Source organism: Marinobacter alkalisoli (assembly GCF_045449855.1).
Taxonomy (GTDB): Bacteria; Pseudomonadota; Gammaproteobacteria; order Pseudomonadales; family Oleiphilaceae; genus Marinobacter.
The window spans coordinates 51,442-68,725 of record NZ_JBJJLC010000012.1 but is presented as its reverse complement, the minus strand read 5'-3'; the positions used below and the strand labels follow the sequence as shown (position 1 = coordinate 68,725).

15 protein-coding genes and 1 pseudogene are annotated in these 17,284 nt (G+C 53.0%); 15 read left to right on the top strand and 1 reads right to left on the bottom strand.

Annotation, left to right across the window (positions count from 1 at the left end; all coding sequences use genetic code 11):
* Nucleotides 1–208: 208 nt before the first annotated feature.
* The 8 genes from ACJO5Y_RS06035 to ACJO5Y_RS06000 all read left to right on the top strand — a co-directional run bounded on the left by ACJO5Y_RS06035 (nt 209) and on the right by ACJO5Y_RS06000 (nt 7,620).
* Nucleotides 209–868 (top strand): fumarylacetoacetate hydrolase family protein, encoded by a 660-nt coding sequence (locus ACJO5Y_RS06035; protein WP_406985523.1) that lies wholly within the window; start codon nt 209–211, stop codon nt 866–868.
* A gap of 14 nt (nt 869–882) precedes the next feature.
* Nucleotides 883–1,647 (top strand): fumarylacetoacetate hydrolase family protein, encoded by a 765-nt coding sequence (locus ACJO5Y_RS06030; protein ID WP_406985522.1) that lies wholly within the window; start codon nt 883–885, stop codon nt 1,645–1,647.
* A 13-nt stretch (nt 1,648–1,660) separates the two neighbouring features.
* Nucleotides 1,661–3,121, top strand: coding sequence for a 5-carboxymethyl-2-hydroxymuconate semialdehyde dehydrogenase (hpaE, locus tag ACJO5Y_RS06025; RefSeq protein WP_406985521.1), 1,461 nt, complete (start codon nt 1,661–1,663; stop codon nt 3,119–3,121).
* Nucleotides 3,122–3,209: 88 nt separating this feature from the next.
* The gene (gene hpaD / locus ACJO5Y_RS06020) at nt 3,210–4,067 is read left to right on the top strand and encodes a 3,4-dihydroxyphenylacetate 2,3-dioxygenase (protein ID WP_406985520.1); all 858 of its coding nucleotides are present in this window, start codon (nt 3,210–3,212) and stop codon (nt 4,065–4,067) included.
* 10 nt (nt 4,068–4,077) lie between these two features.
* Nucleotides 4,078–4,473 (top strand): 5-carboxymethyl-2-hydroxymuconate Delta-isomerase, encoded by a 396-nt coding sequence (locus ACJO5Y_RS06015; RefSeq protein ID WP_406985519.1) that lies wholly within the window; start codon nt 4,078–4,080, stop codon nt 4,471–4,473.
* A gap of 48 nt (nt 4,474–4,521) precedes the next feature.
* Nucleotides 4,522–5,325, top strand: a complete 804-nt coding sequence (gene hpaH, locus ACJO5Y_RS06010; protein WP_406985518.1) for a 2-oxo-hept-4-ene-1,7-dioate hydratase — start codon at nt 4,522–4,524, stop codon at nt 5,323–5,325.
* Nucleotides 5,326–5,338: 13 nt separating this feature from the next.
* The gene (hpaI, locus tag ACJO5Y_RS06005; protein WP_406985517.1) at nt 5,339–6,148 is read left to right on the top strand and encodes a 4-hydroxy-2-oxoheptanedioate aldolase; all 810 of its coding nucleotides are present in this window, start codon (nt 5,339–5,341) and stop codon (nt 6,146–6,148) included.
* A gap of 17 nt (nt 6,149–6,165) precedes the next feature.
* Nucleotides 6,166–7,620, top strand: coding sequence for an NAD-dependent succinate-semialdehyde dehydrogenase (locus ACJO5Y_RS06000; RefSeq protein ID WP_406985516.1), 1,455 nt, complete (start codon nt 6,166–6,168; stop codon nt 7,618–7,620).
* A 20-nt stretch (nt 7,621–7,640) separates the two neighbouring features.
* Here the strand turns inward: ACJO5Y_RS06000 and ACJO5Y_RS05995 are convergent.
* Nucleotides 7,641–7,946 (bottom strand): annotated as a pseudogene (locus ACJO5Y_RS05995) (tetratricopeptide repeat protein); the annotation flags it as partial.
* Between the two features lie 537 nt (nt 7,947–8,483).
* Here ACJO5Y_RS05995 and ACJO5Y_RS05990 point away from each other — a divergent pair.
* The 7 genes from ACJO5Y_RS05990 (at nt 8,484) to ACJO5Y_RS05960 (ending at nt 17,284) form a co-directional block, all read left to right on the top strand.
* Nucleotides 8,484–10,076 (top strand): amidohydrolase, encoded by a 1,593-nt coding sequence (locus ACJO5Y_RS05990; protein ID WP_406985515.1) that lies wholly within the window; start codon nt 8,484–8,486, stop codon nt 10,074–10,076.
* 25 nt (nt 10,077–10,101) lie between these two features.
* Nucleotides 10,102–10,524 (top strand): Cif family virulence factor, encoded by a 423-nt coding sequence (locus ACJO5Y_RS05985; protein WP_406985514.1) that lies wholly within the window; start codon nt 10,102–10,104, stop codon nt 10,522–10,524.
* The gene (locus tag ACJO5Y_RS05980; protein WP_406985513.1) at nt 10,517–11,521 is read left to right on the top strand and encodes a CobW family GTP-binding protein; all 1,005 of its coding nucleotides are present in this window, start codon (nt 10,517–10,519) and stop codon (nt 11,519–11,521) included. Before ACJO5Y_RS05985 ends, ACJO5Y_RS05980 begins: the two co-directional genes overlap by 8 nt.
* A gap of 166 nt (nt 11,522–11,687) precedes the next feature.
* Nucleotides 11,688–12,647 (top strand): helix-turn-helix domain-containing protein, encoded by a 960-nt coding sequence (locus tag ACJO5Y_RS05975; protein ID WP_406985512.1) that lies wholly within the window; start codon nt 11,688–11,690, stop codon nt 12,645–12,647.
* A gap of 429 nt (nt 12,648–13,076) precedes the next feature.
* Complete coding sequence (locus ACJO5Y_RS05970) at nt 13,077–14,732, top strand: DUF1302 domain-containing protein (RefSeq protein WP_406985511.1); 1,656 nt, start codon at nt 13,077–13,079, stop codon at nt 14,730–14,732.
* A 17-nt stretch (nt 14,733–14,749) separates the two neighbouring features.
* Complete coding sequence (locus ACJO5Y_RS05965; RefSeq protein ID WP_406985510.1) at nt 14,750–16,102, top strand: DUF1329 domain-containing protein; 1,353 nt, start codon at nt 14,750–14,752, stop codon at nt 16,100–16,102.
* 222 nt (nt 16,103–16,324) lie between these two features.
* Entirely contained in the window at nt 16,325–17,284 is a 960-nt protein-coding gene (locus tag ACJO5Y_RS05960) for a WD40/YVTN/BNR-like repeat-containing protein (RefSeq protein WP_406985509.1), read from the top strand.

The window sequence follows — 17,284 nt, the reverse complement described above, 5'->3', positions numbered from 1 at the left end:
GAAAATGATCGTTAGTGCTGTGGAAAGTACAATTTTTTCCCTGTAATGGGCATTTTTCTCTGGGGGCTCTCGGCGCAGAATGGTACCAACTGAATTGAGATAAAAGGTTGAGCGCGACTTCAAAATTGCTTATCGTTACCATTATATCGTTAATATGTTAACAAAAAGTGATTCGCAGTCAGTGCTTATCAAATGCGAGGAGAAAACAATGACACGCCCAATTGAACAGGCGGCGACCGGAACGATCTTCGGAGTTGCCTTGAACTATCACAGCCAGCTTGACCACAAGCTTGCCGAATTTCGGGAAGCGCCATACAAAGCGCCTCCGACCAAGCCGGTTCTTTTCATCAAGACCCCTAATACTCGCAATCGGCACGAGGGCTCTGTTGTTTTTCCAGCATCCTGCGAAAGGCTTCAGCCAGGCCCGTCAATTGGCGTCGTAATCGGCAAGAAAGCGAGTCGCGTCAAGAAAGATGGGGTGCTCTCATACGTGGCTGGGCTGACCATTGTCAACGAATTCAGTCTTCCGGAGGACAGCTTTTACCGGCCAGCAGTTAAAGCGAAGTGTCGTGACGGATTTTGTCCGATGGGCCCGGAGCTGGTCGAACTTGCTGACATCGCGGATCCGGATCAATTGGTTCTCAAGCTGTATGTAAATGGAGAACTTCGCCAGGAAGGTAGCACGGCAGACTGGGTTCGGAGTATCCAGGAACTTCTGGTGGATATTACAGAGTTCATGACCCTGAACGAGGGTGACGTGCTGATAACCGGCACACCTGGCGGGCGTGTTGATGTCAAACCGGGAGATCAGGTGACTGTCGAAGTATCGGGGCTTGGCTCCCTGACCAATACCATTGTGGCGGAATAAAAAGGAGTCATGTCATGAAACAGGCACGTATCAGATTTGATGGAAAAGTGCTGGATGTAAAGGTAGACGACCAGGGTGACATTGTCCTGCCCGATGAAAAACGCTTGGCTGCCGAGAATGTTGAATGGTTGCCGCCGGCTGAAGGCAGCATGTTCGCACTCGGGCTCAATTATGCTGACCATGCTGCTGAGCTCGACTTCAAGGCTCCGGAGGAGCCCCTGGTGTTTATCAAGGCACCAAACACCTACACCGGCCACCGCAAAGTGACTTGGCGCCCGGATAATGTCGACTACATGCACTATGAGTGCGAGCTGGTTGCGGTTATCGGGAAGGAAGCCAAAAACGTCAAACGCGAACACGCGCTGGATTACGTACGTGGTTACACCGTCTGTAACGACTATGCGATCCGTGATTACCTCGAAAACTACTATCGCCCCAATCTGCGCGTTAAAAACCGGGATGCGACCACACCGGTAGGCCCGTGGATTGTGGACGCACAAAGCATTTCCAGCCCCAACAACTTGACCATCCGCACGTGGATTAATGGTGAGCTAAAGCAGGAAGGCACTACTGCGGACATGATCTTTGATATTCCGTTTCTGATTGAATACCTCTCGAGCTTCATGACCCTTCAGCCCGGCGACATGATTGCAACAGGCACTCCGAAGGGTCTGGCGGATGTTAAACCCGGTGATGAGGTGACGGTAGAGGTTGAAGGCGTTGGGCGCCTGACCAACACGATTGTGACGGAATCCGAATTTTTTGCGAATCACGCCTAACGAGGTGAAGACTATGATCAAGCATTGGATCAACGGCGAGCAGGTCGCCAGTAAAGAGACTTTTGAGAACATTAATCCGGCGACGGGTGAGGTTATTTGCGAAGTGGCCAGCGGTGGCCAGGATGAAATCAATCAGGCGGTTGCGGCCGCCAAGGCGGCGTTCCCGGGTTGGGCAAATACGCCAGCGAAAGAGCGTGCCCGTCTTATGCGGCGTCTGGGTGAGCTGATCGATGAAAACGTTCCGCACCTGGCCGAGCTGGAAACCCTGGATACTGGGCTGCCCATTCATCAGACCAAAAACGTGCTGATTCCCCGCGCATCCCACAACTTCAACTTCTTCGCGGAAGTGTGCACCCGCATGGATGGTCATACCTATCCGGTTGATGACCAGATGCTCAACTATACTTTGCATCAGCCTGTCGGTGTTTGCGGCCTGGTATCACCCTGGAACGTTCCATTCATGACAGCGACCTGGAAAACTGCTCCTTGTCTCGCGCTGGGGAATACCGCCGTTCTCAAGATGTCTGAGTTGTCCCCGCTGACCGCAAACGAGCTCGGCCGACTGGTGTTGGAAGCCGGTATTCCGAAAGGGGTTCTGAACGTGGTTCAGGGCTATGGCCACACTGCTGGTGATGCGCTGGTCAAGCATCCCGATGTTCGGGCTATCTCGTTTACTGGCGGCACAGCGACCGGTCAGAAAATTATGTCTAACGCCGGTCTAAAGAAGTATTCCATGGAATTGGGCGGCAAGTCTCCGGTACTGATCTTTGACGATGCAGACCTGGATCGCGCCCTGGATGCTGCTCTGTTCACTATCTTCTCCCTGAACGGCGAGCGTTGCACTGCCGGTAGTCGGATTTTCATTCAGGAGAGCGCCTACGACAAATTTGTTGAAGAGTTTGCGGCCCGTGCCAAACGCCTGATCGTTGGTGATCCACAGGATCCGAACACCCAGGTAGGGTCCATGATCACCCAGGCGCACTACGAGAAAGTCACCGGTTACATCAAACTGGGTATCGAAGAAGGCGCCAAATTGATGGCGGGTGGCCTTGAGCGTCCTGAAGGTTTGCCGGATAACGTCAGCAAGGGCCAGTTTATTCAACCGACCGTGTTTGCGGATGTCGATAACCAGATGCGCATCGCTCAGGAGGAAATCTTCGGTCCCGTGGTTTGCCTGATGAAATTCAAGGACGAAGCCGAGGCACTGAAGCTCGCCAATGATACCCAGTACGGCCTGGCTTCTTACATCTGGACTCAGGACATTGGCAAAGCACATCGTCTGGCTCGCGGCATTGAGGCCGGCATGGTCTTTATCAACAGCCAGAACGTTCGCGATTTGCGTCAGCCCTTTGGTGGTATCAAGGGCTCGGGCACCGGTCGCGAAGGCGGCGAATACAGCTTCGAAGTCTTTACGGAAGTGAAGAACGTGTGCATCTCGATGGGAAGTCATCACATACCGCGCTGGGGTGTCTGATCTAAACGTTCAGAGCTGGGGCCTGCCGAGGTGAGGCGGCCCCGTCCAACAATAATACTGGGCCATCAAGGCCTGTAGGAGAAGTGTTATGGGTGAAATCGCACTGGCAGCTAAAGTCTGCCACGTTCCGTCAATGTACCTTTCCGAATTACCGGGGCCACATCACGGTTGCCGTGAAAAGGCGATCGCCGGCCACAAGGAAATTGCGCGAAGGGGCCGTGATGCCGGTGCCGATACGGCCGTTGTCTTTGATGTGCACTGGCTCGTCAACAGTGGTTACCACCTGAATTGTCGGGATCATTTCAGTGGCGTGTACACCAGCAATGAATTGCCACACTTTATCCGTGACATGGAATACGAATACCAGGGCAGTACCGAACTGGGAAAACTGATTGCGGAAGAGGCCAACGAGGCTGATGTCCGCACTTTGGCTCATGACATCCCCAGCCTGGAGCTGGAATACGGCACCTTGGTTCCCATGCGTTACATGAATATGGACGTACCGAAGGAAGACCATTTCAAGGTGGTCTCGGTGGCTGCCTGGTGTGCCTGGCACAAGCTGGAGGACAGTTTCACCTTTGGCGCCGCTGTACGTCGTGCCATTGAACGCAGTGACAAAAAAGTGCTTGTACTGGCGTCTGGATCCCTGTCCCATCGTTTCTCGGATGACCGGGAAGCGCAGAACAATATGCACAACTGGACGCGTGAGTTTGATCGCCAGGTGGATCTTCGCGTGGTGGAACTCTGGAAGGAAGGTCGCTTTGAAGAGTTTTGCGACATGCTGCCGGACTATGCCCAACATTGTTTCGGCGAGGGCGGCATGCACGACACGGCGATGTTGCTGGGTTTGCTGGGAGGGCGTGAATACCGTGGCAAAGTGGAAGTTCTCACCGAACCGTTTGGTAGTTCAGGCACCGGCCAGATGAATGCGATCTTCCCAGTGTGAGGACTAGACGATGCCACATTTTATCGCAGAATATTCCGGCAACCTTGAAGATGATATCGATCTTCCGGGACTTTTCGAGAAGGTGCACCGGACCCTGGGGGAGACGGGTGTTTTCCCTCTGGGTGGAATTCGAAGCCGCGCCGTGAAGGCTGAGACGTATCGGATCGCGGATGCAAAACACGATTACGGCTTTGTGCATATGACCTTGAAAGTCGGTTCCGGGCGGTCACTGGAAATTCGCCGGCAGGCGGGTGATGCATTGTTCGAAGCCATCAAGGCGCATTTCGCGCCGATTCAGGAAAAGCGTCTACTGGCGATTTCCTTTGAGTTGGCTGAATTACACCCGGATCTGAACTACAAGCACAACAACATTCATTCGTTCCTGAAGCAGCAGTCAGAGCAGTGAGAACTGGCTCTGACTGCTGCTTGGATAATCGATTAGAGGGCGACCCCCATGCTTAACAAAGATGCCGTTCGGGAAGCTGCGAGAAGGCTTCACGAAGCTGAGCGATCACGTGAACAGATCAAACAACTGTCACTTCAGAACCCTGAAATGACCATTGAGGATGCCTATACCATCCAGAAAGCCTGGGTGGACCTCAAGATCGCCGAAGGGCGTAAGCTGATCGGCCACAAGATCGGGTTAACATCCCGGGCGATGCAGGTGTCCTCGAATATCACGGAACCGGACTACGGTGCCCTGCTCGATGATATGTTGTTTGAAGAGGGCACAGACATCCCGTTTGAACGCTTTATTGTGCCGCGGGTGGAAGTGGAACTGGCCTTTATCCTGAAAAAGCCGCTTAAAGGACCAAACTGCACCATCTTCGATGTTCTGGCTGCTACCGACTATGTTGTTCCGGCACTCGAGATCATTGATGCCCGAATCCAGCGAGTTGACCCCGACACCCAGGTGACCCGGAAGGTATTCGATACCATCTCCGATAATGCGGCGAACGGCGGCATTGTTATGGGTGGCCGCCCGATCCTGCCCCACGAAGTGGACCTTCGGCGCGTATCCGCGGTGCTATACCGCAATGGTGTGATTGAAGAGTCTGGCGTTTCTGCAGCGGTACTGAATCACCCCGCCAAGGGTGTCGCCTGGCTTGCGAACCGGTTGGCTCCTTACGATGTCCAGCTCGAGGCAGGCCAGATAATCCTCGGTGGTTCATTCACTCGTCCCGTCGATGCCAATCCGGGTGATACGTTCCACGTTGATTACGATCAACTGGGATCCATTGCATGTCGCTTTATGTGAATCGAGGCGCCCCATGGACTTAATGACCAATACGTTCAAAGCAAAACTCGGTGAGGAATCGGCCCAGATCGGATTGTGGCTCGGGCTTGCTGATGCATATCCGGCTGAGCTGGCTGCCAACGCTGGGTTTGACTGGTTGCTGATCGATGCCGAGCATGCGCCGAACACCATTCCGTCGATTCTTTCGCAGCTTCAGGCCATTGCTCCGTATCAGGCCCAGCCGATTGTCCGCCCGCCGGACAGCTCAACGGTGGGTATCAAGCAAGTGCTGGATCTCGGCGCACAAACCCTACTGGTGCCCATGGTGGAGACGGCAGAGCAGGCTGAGGGGATCGTTCGTGCTGCGCACTACCCGCCCGGTGGTGTCCGTGGGGTTGGCAGTGCGCTTGCCAGGGCTTCGCGCTGGAATTCTATCCCCGACTACCTGCAGCGTGCGGATGAAGAGGTTTGCTTGCTGCTACAGGTGGAATCGGTAGCCGGCCTGAAAAATCTTGAGGCAATCGCCAAGGTCTCCGGCGTTGACGGAGTCTTTATCGGACCGGCCGATCTAGCGGCAGCCATGGGGCACCTCGGGAACCCGGGGCATCCGGAGGTACAGAACACCATCGAGACCGCGATTCAGGCCATTCGTTCTTGTGGTAAGGCGGCGGGTATCCTCGCAGCTGATGAGACGTTGGCAAGGCGGTATCTGGAGCTCGGCGCGAACTTTGTTGCCGTGGGTGTCGATACCTCCCTTCTCACCAAAGCGCTGAAATCCCTGGCTGTAAAATTCAAACCGGAACTGTCCGGTAACGATTCCGGTCCCCAGAGCAGCGTTTACTAATTCAGGAAATGTGATACATGAAACTCGTTGACCCACAACTACTCAAGCAACAGGCTTTTGTAAATGGTGAATGGACGGACGGCGAAAGCGGCGACCTGATGGAGGTCCGCAATCCGGCCGATGGCGAATTGATCGTCGAGATTGCCTCGGTGGGCAGAAAGGAAACCGCCAGGGCGATCGATGCAGCAGAGGAGGCGTGGAGCTCCTGGCGAAACACAACCGCAAAGGAACGCTCAAAGATCCTGCGCCGCTGGTTCGATATGATCGTCGAGAATCAGGAAGATCTGGCGCAGATTCTCAGTGCCGAACAGGGTAAGCCACTGGCGGAAAGCCGGGGCGAGATTCTGTATGGCGCCAGTTTTATCGAGTGGTTTGCCGAAGAAGCAAAGCGTACCTACGGAGACGTGATTCCCCACGACAAAGATGGTCGCCGGCTTGTTGTCATCAAGCAGCCGGTGGGTGTTGTAGCGGCTATCACGCCCTGGAACTTTCCCAACGCGATGATTACCCGCAAAGTCGGGCCTGCGCTTGCCGCCGGCTGCACGGTAGTACTGAAGCCCGCCTCTGAAACACCGCTGTCAGCCCTGGCGTTGGCAGAGTTAGGGGCTCGTGCTGGCCTTCCGGCAGGAGTGCTGAATGTGGTTCCGGGACGAAGCTCCCGGGAGATTGGCAGCGAGCTGACCACCAATCCCAAAGTTCGCAAGCTGTCCTTCACCGGTTCCACCGGCGTTGGCAAGGTGCTGATGGAACAGTGTGCGAGCACTATTAAGAAGCTCAGCTTGGAACTCGGTGGCAACGCTCCGTTTATTGTATTTGAAGATGCGGACATCGATGCTGCCGTGCAGGGTGCCATCGACTCGAAATTCCGCAATGCGGGGCAGACCTGTGTCTGTACCAATCGGATTCTGGTTCAGAACTCAGTGGCTGAAGAGTTCACCGAAAAGCTCGCCAGGGCAGTATCCGAGCTTCGCGTGGGCGCGGCCCTCGAGGAAGGCGTTCAACAAGGTCCTTTGATCAATCAGGCCGCGGTACTCAAGGTCAAGGAACACATTGACGATGCAGTCGCCAAGGGCGCGTCTGTTGTGGCGGGTGGTGAGCTCCACGATCGTGGCGGCAACTTCTTCCAGCCAACAGTGCTATCGGGTGTGACTGCCGATATGTTGGTGGCTTACGAGGAGACCTTCGGACCGCTCGCGCCAGTGTTCGGCTTCGAGACTGAGGAAGAGGCTGTTCAAATGGCCAACGACACCGAATTCGGGCTGGCTTCCTACATCTATACACGTGACCTGGCCCGCTCCTGGCGTGTCAGCGAGGCCCTGGAATACGGCATGGTGGGTGTGAACGAAGGCCTGATTTCCACCGAAGTGGCCCCTTTCGGCGGCATCAAGCAGTCCGGTCTCGGACGGGAGGGCTCTCATTACGGAATCGACGATTACGTCGAACAGAAATATATGTGTCTGGGGATTAAATAACTCCAAACACAAAACCAGTGTCAGCGTTGTGGTCTCTCCACGCTTTGCCGGCGATTTATTCGCCGGCTTTTTTTGTGTTCTTCATGGCCGCGGTCGGCCTGTTGTTGCAGCTTTTGTAATATCTGCTGGACTTGGGGATGGTGGCCGTGGCGCTGCTGCCAATCCTGTAGGAGCGCAAGTGCTTCAGGAATTCGCCCTAGTTGCTCCAGAGCCAATGCATAGGTATAGGTGTAGCGGGGATTGGCGGGCGCCAGCTCTGCCGCTTTTTTCAGGGCGACGCCGGCCGGCTCGTACTGTTTTTGGCGGACATAGGAGAGCCCCAATGCATAGTGGCTAGCGGTAGGCTGTCCATCGAGCGCAGGGCGCCCTGACGTACCAGTACTTCTTCGTCGTTGAGCAGATTTTGCAGTGTCACGAGGCTATTGCGATCGTGGTAGGGCGTATGGCGGAGCTGCCGAGCACTATGGCAGGATGATTACTCCTGAGTTCAGCAAAAAAGACACCTGTTGTCAAAAGGCCTCGCTATTGGAAGCCGTCGTTTCATTTTCCCTCTCAGCCTGGCAGCAGGGCGCTCAACTTCCCGGAGTGCCCAGTGGATTAAGCTTCGGAGCACTCATTTCTGCGAACCTGGGGCAAGCGCTGTCTGCAGTCTCAGGCAACTTCTTCTGCATAACCAGTCAGGCGGTACGGCATCCTTTCAGGCCTAATGAATCCGGAAAGATGGTTTATTGAACTTGTGAACCTTTAAGGAGTTGCTTTGCTGCCGACCTTGTTCGAACGCTTCGGGTCGGCAGCCTTTTTCAACGGTTTATGAGGTTACCGATTGCCGGAAGGACAAAATTCGTCAAGAGGACAGGATAACAATGACAAAGACTGTAAGCAGCGAAAAATTATTCATCAACGGCAGAATCTACACCGTGAATGCAGAGGCCCCCTGGGTCGACGCCATGCTTGTGCGCGATGGTGTGATCCAGGCTCTCGGATCTGACCGGGAACTGAGAAATGCCGTGGGCAGTGAGGTCGAGGTGGTCGACCTAGAGGGACGTATGCTGATGCCCGGGATTCATGACGCCCACATTCATCTGCTGATGAGTGGTCTGAAATTCGGGTTCGAATGCCGTGTTTCGATGGATGCAAATGCAGATCAGGTGGCAGAGCAGCTCTGTGACTGCCTGAAGTGCCGTAGCTCTAAACTCAGCAACTGGGTCATTGGCGGTGAATTTAATCCATATGCTTTTGAAGAGGGCACGCTGGATCGCGCTGCTCTGGACCAGAAGTTCCCGGATCGACCGGTATACCTGTTCGATTACTCAATCCATCACGCACTGGTGAATTCCAAGGCGCTGGAGCTTGCCGGCATCAATGCCTCAACACCCGACCCTCGAGGTGGTCGATTTGTTCGGCGCACTGGTTCTGATGAGCCCACCGGTGAGCTGGTGGAGCGCGCGCGCTGGCCGGTCAGTCGTGTTATCCCCCCCTATGAGCCGGACATTTACCGGGATGCCCTGCGCTGGTCCCAGGAGATGGCACACCGCTTCGGCATCACGTCGGTGCAGGAGGCTTCTGCTTCATTGCCAGAGCTGAAAGCGTTAAGGGAACTGGAGGAGGCCGATGAGCTGAAAATGCATGTTGCGGCGCACCTGGTTTGGGAGGAGGTCACCTTTGCTGGTGGCCTCAGTTGTGAAGAGCAGGAAGGTTTGATAGCCAGTCGCAGCGATCACAAAAGCCGCCATGTTAATACCCGATTCGTCAAATGCTGGCTCGACGGTGCACCACTGGGGCCCCACTTTACCGAGGCCAGAATTGATGCCGCCAGCAACCGCATCGATCAGGACAAGATCCTGATACCGGAAGACCAGTTGACGGAAGCGTTAATGCGATTCGATCGTGATGGCATCACGCTGAAAATGCATTGCGCTGGCGAAGGCGCTGTCAGAACCGCACTGAATGCAGTGGAGCGAGTCAGGGCTGCTAACGGGAACGATGGACCGCTTCACGAGATCGCTCACGCCGGTTTCGTACATCCGGACGACCGACCACGGCTTGCCAGGTTGCGGGTGGTTGCAGAGATGTCGCCGGCGCTCTGGCACCGTAAAGAACCGGAGTTCGAACCCCTGAAGGCAGGGTTCAAGTTTAATACTCTGGACGCCATGGGTACTCATATCACGATCGGCTCCGACTGGATTATCACTCCGGATCCGAACCTGTTCCCGGCGTTGCAAGGCATGCTCGAAAGAGGGGACGAAAGTGTCGACCTCCGTAAAGCATTGCGGATGATGACACTGGACGGTGCGCGGGCGGTTGGTCAGGAAAAGCAGATCGGCTCGCTTGAGGTCGGCAAGGCGGCCGACTTTATTATTCTTGATCGTAACCTGTTCGAAATACCGACCTCGGACGTGGGCGAAACCCGTGTACTGTCGACCTACTTTGCTGGCGACCGCGTTTACTCTGCCTGAGGCAGTTAACTGGAGGAACCATTTAATGATGCATGAGGAACTGGCGGCCTTCAGGGCAGCTATTACAGCCAAGTATGATGAGCACTGCAGCCTCTTCAATCAGGAAAAGGCGGACTCGGTGGTCAGTCGCTTTTTTACACCCGACGCGATCTGGTCGGGGCAGGGACTACCGGAACGGAATGGGCGCACGGAGCTGCTGGCGATGTTTCGGGAAGTAGTAAAGACAGGGCGTATTGATTATCACTCTCTTCGGTCATTCGTCCGGGGAGGATGTGGTTGGGACTATTGCGACTGGTATGTGACGCCGCTTGATTCGGAGCAGCCAGGCTGGTGCTTCCGCACGTTGTTCTGCTGGGTTCTGCTTGATGAGGGTTGGTTCTGCAATGCGGTGAACTGTTATCAAGCAGAAACACCTTCGGTTCTGGCTGAGGAGCTGACAAATGTCTGAGGTGTCAAGAATACCGATTATCCTGTTGACTGGCTTTCTGGGAGCGGGCAAAACAACGCTGTTGCGCCGTTTTCTGAGAGATCAATCGCTGGAACACACGGCGTTCGTTGTTAATGAAATCGGAGCGGTCGGGCTTGATCAGGAACTGCTGAAACAAAATAGCAGCAGCGAACCTGTGTTGCTGTCCGGCGGTTGTATTTGTTGTGCCATGCGCCAGGATCTTGGCTACACGTTGCGGAGTTTATACTTGCAGCGAGAAGAAGGCACGGTACCCCGGTTCGAGCGTCTGGTTATTGAAACCACTGGGCTGGCGAACCCCGGCCCCATTGCTCGTTCACTGCTGGGTGATACCTGGCTGATGAAACGATTCGACCTGAGCAACACGGTGGCGATTGTGGATGCAGTCAATGGTCTTGAAACCCTGGATACGCACCCGGAGGCGGTAGAGCAGGTTGCTCTGGCTGACACGTTGTTGATCTCGAAACTGGATATAGTTCCGGAGGGGAGAGCAACGTTACTTGTCGATCGTCTGGCTGCACTGAACCCCATTGTGCCAGCGTGGTTCCTGGATGACACAGTCGGTGCGGAGGTATTGCAGCATCGACGCAGAGAACTGGTATTCACTGCGTTAGGTGTCGAAGCAGCTCCAAAACATTCTTACCCCGAACAAACAGGCGGTGCGGCTGCAGATACCGCAGTATGGGATCTCAACAAGCCCATTAGTTGGGCTGTTGTTGCTGAAGCCTTCGATCAGGTTATGGCAGTGCACGGTGCGGCATTGCTTAGAGTTAAGGGTATCCTGGATGTGGAGGGCGTTCCGGGACCCGTGTTGGTGAATGCCGTGCAACGCAGTTTTCATCCTCCGGAAGCAATGGATCATTGGCCTGGTGAAAATCGTAACGGGAAGGTTGTGTTCATAACACGCGGTATTGATGCCGACATCGTACTGGAGGACTTTAAATCGTTCTGCGGAGCGGTTTGTAGGCAACTCAGTTGATTGTTGAAGCCCTGTGATTCACGGTATCCGCTCGTAAGTTTTATGTATTCCTGTCGGGAGTATGAATTACCCACACTTGATTGTACTCTGCAAATATATTAACATGTTAATGTTTTGATCTGCATTCTGAATATAAAACAATTATAAGATATTGTGAGGAAAAATCATGATCAAGCTTGAAAGAAGTGGGATTTTTCCAACGGATGGTTTTTCTAGGTTTGAAGGTGATTTCGAGGATATCGTCTGGAAAATCAAGTTCAAGCCTTTGTGTGACGATAAGGACTTTCGGATATCGATATCCTGTCAAGAGGTGGGGGAGGTTAAGCTTCTTGAGTCACTTGTGTCTCCCCATCATCTGGTTCGCGAAGTGGATTACGACACTGATCCTCCTTTTGCAATTGCTTTCAAGAGCTATGGCAAAGTCGCATATCGGCTTGGGCAGGATGAAAGCAAGCTTGGCAATGGCGATCTGGTTTTTATCGACACTGCACGGTCTTATGAGCTCATGTGTCTGGAAGGGGCGCTGATCACGGCGCTGGTAATCCCCAGGGATGCCATGAAGAAACGGTTGCCGTCGGCGGAAATGATGGCGGGTAAGGTATTACCCGCACGATCAGGGAGTTGTCGAATAATCACCAACCTGATGCGCTCTGTTTTCGCTCATGGTGGCAACTCTCCCGACCTGTCGTGCGACTTTCTCAGCACAACCCTTGTCGAGGCTTGCCAATCGGCGTATGCCAGCGCTTTTCAGACTTTTTCTCGCCAATCGGTCAACGTACATGCGTTTCTTTTAAACAGCATTCTCCGGTATATTGATGATAATCTGACCGACAGCGAAATGGCACCGGCAAGTATCGCCGCAACTTTCAATGTGAGCGAGCGTCAGTTATATACTCTGATGAATGAGCTGGGTTTGACGCCGGCGAGGTACATCTGGAACAAGCGATTTGAACTAAGCAGGCGAATGCTGCTCGAAAGTCATTCGCGAAGCAGGACAATTAGTGACATTGCCTATGCCTGCGGTTTCAATAGCTCTTCTCACTTTTCCCGGGAATTCCGTTCCCGTTTTGGCATGACCCCCAGGGATTATCGGTACTCAGAGCGAGAGATGTCAGTCCGCCAGTGAGCCGTTGCCAGGTTTAGCAGGGAAGCTCCACTACTTGTCCTGAACGTGTTGATCCTCCTCTCTATTTTTGTCCTGTTCGTAATCCTGCAAGGCTTATAAAGCTTTTTCTTATATTTCCACCTGCCAGATAAGACGCTATTTCAGTAAATGGCCAGGTACTGGCGTGTCTGAACATCATCGATGTCTCACTTCGGTTCCAGATCCAATTTAACAGCATGAATGGTGTAAACGGTACCCGAAGGTAGATTGTCTGCAGTTTCAGGCAATTCTCTCAGCACAATCAAGCAAGCAGGACTGTAAAAGTTCAGGCGTAATGAAACTGTAAGTTGGTTTCACCTGATTTCCGGCCGTTGAAGGAGAAATAAAGAATTACTTTGTCGATTAATCAGGTGTTAAAGAACACTCGCTAAGTTACAGCTTGAGGAAAACATGAACAAAAAGCTCATTAAAAAGAAACGCGTGTACATTAACAGGCGTGTGCCACTGGCATTATATATTGTAGCCATGCTGCCAATCGCCTTCAGTTCAAACGTTTATGCGAAGCGATTCGATACTGGTGTGCCGGATCTTCAGGCACGGTGGGACAATACACTCAAGTACAGCGCGCTATATCGTGTTGAAGGACTTGATGAGCAAGTCACGGGGAATAGCTTCTCAGCCAACTTCGATGATGGTGATCGAAACTTCGACGTCGGTTTGGTTTCAAACCGCTTGAACCTGCTTTCGGAACTCGATCTCCAGTACCGGAATATAGGGTTCAGGATCAGTGGTTCAGCTTGGTACGATCATGCTTATCAGGGGCGCAATGACAACGACTCTCCCACGACTTTCAACCCTGAAAGTGTGTCTAACGACCGTTTTACACAGGAAACTGAAGAGCTGCATGGCCAGGATGCCGAGCTGCTCGACACGTTTCTTTTTGGCCGCACTGAACTCTTCGGAGCTCCCATTAGTGCGCGACTTGGACGTCATACCCTGCTTTATGGTGAAAGTCTGTTTTTCGGAGGCAACGGTGTTGCCAATGCTCAATCGTCGATAGATGTCGTTAAAGCGCTTTCGGTGCCGGGGTCCCAGTTTAAAGAAATTGCACGGCCAATTAATCAGTTATCTACGTCCATTCAACTGACTCCGGAGATTGGCGTAGGCGCTTACTATCAGTTTGAATGGCGTGAATACCGCCTCCCGGGTTCCGGTAGTTATTTCTCTACCAGCGATATCCTTGATGATGGTGGCGAAAGGTTGTTGATTGGTACCGATAATACAACTGCTTTCCATCGTGGCAAGGATATTGAAGCTGAGGATTCAGGGCAGGGCGGTATGCAAGTCAGATGGAAGCCTGATGGTTCCGAGTTTGATTTCGGGTTCTATGCTGCCAAACATCACAGTAAAACACCGGTTATTTATTTGGAACCCGGGGCGGGCTCCGAAGGGCTTGGTGAATACAGGCTCGTTTACCCTGAGGATATAAAAACATACGGAGCCAGTGTAAGTACGTTGGTTGGGGATACCAACGTAGCTTTGGAAACGTCATATCGACAAGATACGCCTTTAATGGCGCGAGGCGGCGCAGTAGTAGTGAATGCGGACGCCGATAATAGTGGCAATGCAGCCTATCCTGTGGGGGATAGTTTTCATGCCCAGGTATCAACCGTTTCGGTATTACCTGCTTCTACATTCTGGGATGGTGCAACGCTGTTGAGCGAGATTGCGTTCAACCGCCGTCTCAGTATTTCCCGGAATGCTGATCAACTCGATCCCAATGCCACAAGAGATGCCTGGGGTTTGAGGGTTTTATTTGAACCACAGTATTTCCAGGTATTACCGCAGTTGGATCTTTCTGTCCCAATTAACGTCGGTTGGGCTCCTGTCGGGCGCTCATCGGTATTTTCCTTCGGCCCCGATAATGGTGGTGATATTACCTTGGGTTTGAATGCCTCATATCAGGGTGTTTATCGGGCAGGTTTGAGTTGGACTCATTATTACGGTGATAAAGGTGCCACTCTCGATGAGGATGGTGCTTTGTCCTATAAGCAGAATCTGGGTGATAGGGACTTTATCTCGCTTAGGCTCCAGCGCACATTTTAAGAGACGAGGAAATAACAATGAAACATCGTAGATTAAGTATTTTTATTCTTGGTATTTTGATTCATGGCAGTTCAGCCGTTGCCGCTGTTAGTAGTGACGAGGCAGAAAAGCTTAAGAGCGAATTGACGCCATTGGGTGCGGAACGCGCAGGTAATGCTGACGGCACCATCCCCGCCTGGGACGGAGGCGTCACCGAAGTTAAGGCTGGCTGGACCGCTACCGATGAGCGCTATGACCTTTTTCCAAACGAATCTCCGCTTTATGAAATCACTGCGCAGAACTATGAGCAATATAAAGAAAAGCTTAGTGATGGCACGGTAGCGCTGCTGAAGAAATACCCGGAAAGTTTCAGACTCTCGGTCTATCCAACGCATCGCACGATGGCTGCAGCTGAATATGTGTATGAAAATACCTTCAGAAATGCGACTACAGCCAGAGTTTCGGATGATGGAATGGGTGTTGAGGGCGCCTATGGCGGTATTCCATTTCCCATACCGTCGAATGGACTGGAGGCGATGTGGAACCACACTTTGCGCGTTCATCCGCCTGCCGTTCAGTACAGTATTGAGAGTTATGTCGGCTCTTCGAATGGTGAGTATGCATTAACAGTGGGTACTAATCAGGATGTGTCGTATCCCTATTACAATCGGGAGGGCAGTGCATCCGACTGGGAAAAGGCCATTATGATTTCACGAATGGAGCAGGTCTCGCCGCCATTCAAAGCGGGTGAGTCCCTGATAATCAACGATTATGCGCAGTCGGAGCCGAACCGGGAATCCTGGCAATATCTGATGGGGCAGCGTCGCGTACGTAAGTCTCCGAACGTTGGTTATGATACCCCGAACTTTGTTGCATCTGGCGCCATGTACTTTGATGAAGTACTGGGATTCTTTGGTGCTCTCGATCGTTACGACTGGAAACTAGTCGGTAAGAAGGAACTCTATATCCCCTACAATAACAACCGTTTCTTCACTTTTGATGATGATGAAGTTTATGACAATCATCACATTAAGTCTGACAAAGTGCGCTGGGAGCTGCATCGTGTCTGGGTGGTCGAAGCCAGTGTGAAACAGAGTGAGCGGCATGCAGTACCCAAGCGTACGTTTTACCTGGATGAAGACAGCTGGATGGTGGCGATGGTTGACGGTTATGACGCCGAAGGCCGGTTGTGGCGCACCTCCCACAATATGTCCTTTATGGCACCTGATGTCCCCATGATCGTTACCCAGCCCTATATGGTTTTTGATCTGGATGCAGAAACCTTTGTTGCATCTCAGATGTTTAATGGAAATTTCGTTTACCGGCCGGTCAAGCCCAAATCGGATTTCTTCTATAGCCCGAATGCGCTCGCGGGAGACGGTCTTCGCTAGCAGTGCCTGACCAAGCACAAGGACGTGCAATCCAAGGCGATACTGGTTACCGGATACTATGTAATCCGACTAAAACCGGGATTGACGTAGACGTAAAACAACCTATGTGCAGACAGTCCAATGAATCTTAAAACAATACTTCCTTGGGTGCTCGGCTTAAGCGTTACGCTTGGCTCACCATGTTTGCTTGCAGAAAAAGATCCCACTGAGCGGGATGCTGTGATGAGCCCTCTCGCGCATAACCTGCTGTTGAATGCTGTCGGCAAGGCTGGCCACCGATTAGTGGCTGTGGGTGAACGCGGCACCATCCTGTTATCGAATGATGAAGGCAATACCTGGAGCCAGTCCCGAGTACCAGTCAGTGTGACCCTTACGGATGTGGCCTTCGTTAGTGATGATGTCGGGTTTGCCGTCGGCCACAGCGGCGTACTTCTCGAGACCCGTGATGGCGGGGAAACCTGGGTGAAACGCCTTGATGGTCGGGACATCATTAGACTGGTGCAACGAGAGGCTGAATCGGAACCTGGCGCGGAAGCGTTGGCGAGGTACGCAGATCTGATTGGCCGTGACGGACCTGACAAGCCACTCCTTGATATCTGGTTTGATCCCAGGGGAGGCGTCATTGCGACTGGCGCTTTTGGGTTGATGTTACAGAGTAATGATGGTGGCAAGACCTGGGAGTCGAAAACTGGCAATGCTGTCGAATCCGGATGGCGACATCTGTACGCCATCGTGCCGGATGGTGAGCGCCGGTATCTGGTGGGGGAGCAGGGCAGGGTACTGCTTTCGAACAATGACGGTGAAGATTATAAACGCTTGCAGGTCCCCTATGACGGGTCTTTTTTCGGTGCACTGCTAAACGAGGAGCAGCGCTTGCTGGTGTACGGGCTGCGGGGGAATGTCTTGCTCTACGATGCTGTCAGTGGTCGTTGGCAAAGGTTGTCCACTGGAACCAACGCTTCCCTGAGCACTGGAGTCGTACTTGAAGATGGCACGCTGTTGCTGGCAAGTAACGCCGGAGAGTTCTTTTTCAGTAAAGACAACGGCATGACATTTACCAAATCCGGTTATACACATCGAGCGGCCGTGACTGACCTGATTCAGCTGTCGGCTGAGGACCTCGTTCTTGCTACTACCCGCGGTGTTAGTCGGGTGGGCATCTCTAACGTTCTGCAGAGATAA

Coding starts and splice junctions, on each gene's coding strand:
- ACJO5Y_RS06035 (WP_406985523.1), top strand. CDS start 209: ATGACACGCCCAATTGAACAGGCGGCGACCGGAACGATCTTCGGAGTT.
- ACJO5Y_RS06030 (WP_406985522.1), top strand. CDS start 883: ATGAAACAGGCACGTATCAGATTTGATGGAAAAGTGCTGGATGTAAAG.
- hpaE (WP_406985521.1), top strand. CDS start 1,661: ATGATCAAGCATTGGATCAACGGCGAGCAGGTCGCCAGTAAAGAGACT.
- hpaD (WP_406985520.1), top strand. CDS start 3,210: ATGGGTGAAATCGCACTGGCAGCTAAAGTCTGCCACGTTCCGTCAATG.
- ACJO5Y_RS06015 (WP_406985519.1), top strand. CDS start 4,078: ATGCCACATTTTATCGCAGAATATTCCGGCAACCTTGAAGATGATATC.
- hpaH (WP_406985518.1), top strand. CDS start 4,522: ATGCTTAACAAAGATGCCGTTCGGGAAGCTGCGAGAAGGCTTCACGAA.
- hpaI (WP_406985517.1), top strand. CDS start 5,339: ATGGACTTAATGACCAATACGTTCAAAGCAAAACTCGGTGAGGAATCG.
- ACJO5Y_RS06000 (WP_406985516.1), top strand. CDS start 6,166: ATGAAACTCGTTGACCCACAACTACTCAAGCAACAGGCTTTTGTAAAT.
- ACJO5Y_RS05990 (WP_406985515.1), top strand. CDS start 8,484: ATGACAAAGACTGTAAGCAGCGAAAAATTATTCATCAACGGCAGAATC.
- ACJO5Y_RS05985 (WP_406985514.1), top strand. CDS start 10,102: ATGATGCATGAGGAACTGGCGGCCTTCAGGGCAGCTATTACAGCCAAG.
- ACJO5Y_RS05980 (WP_406985513.1), top strand. CDS start 10,517: ATGTCTGAGGTGTCAAGAATACCGATTATCCTGTTGACTGGCTTTCTG.
- ACJO5Y_RS05975 (WP_406985512.1), top strand. CDS start 11,688: ATGATCAAGCTTGAAAGAAGTGGGATTTTTCCAACGGATGGTTTTTCT.
- ACJO5Y_RS05970 (WP_406985511.1), top strand. CDS start 13,077: ATGAACAAAAAGCTCATTAAAAAGAAACGCGTGTACATTAACAGGCGT.
- ACJO5Y_RS05965 (WP_406985510.1), top strand. CDS start 14,750: ATGAAACATCGTAGATTAAGTATTTTTATTCTTGGTATTTTGATTCAT.
- ACJO5Y_RS05960 (WP_406985509.1), top strand. CDS start 16,325: ATGAGCCCTCTCGCGCATAACCTGCTGTTGAATGCTGTCGGCAAGGCT.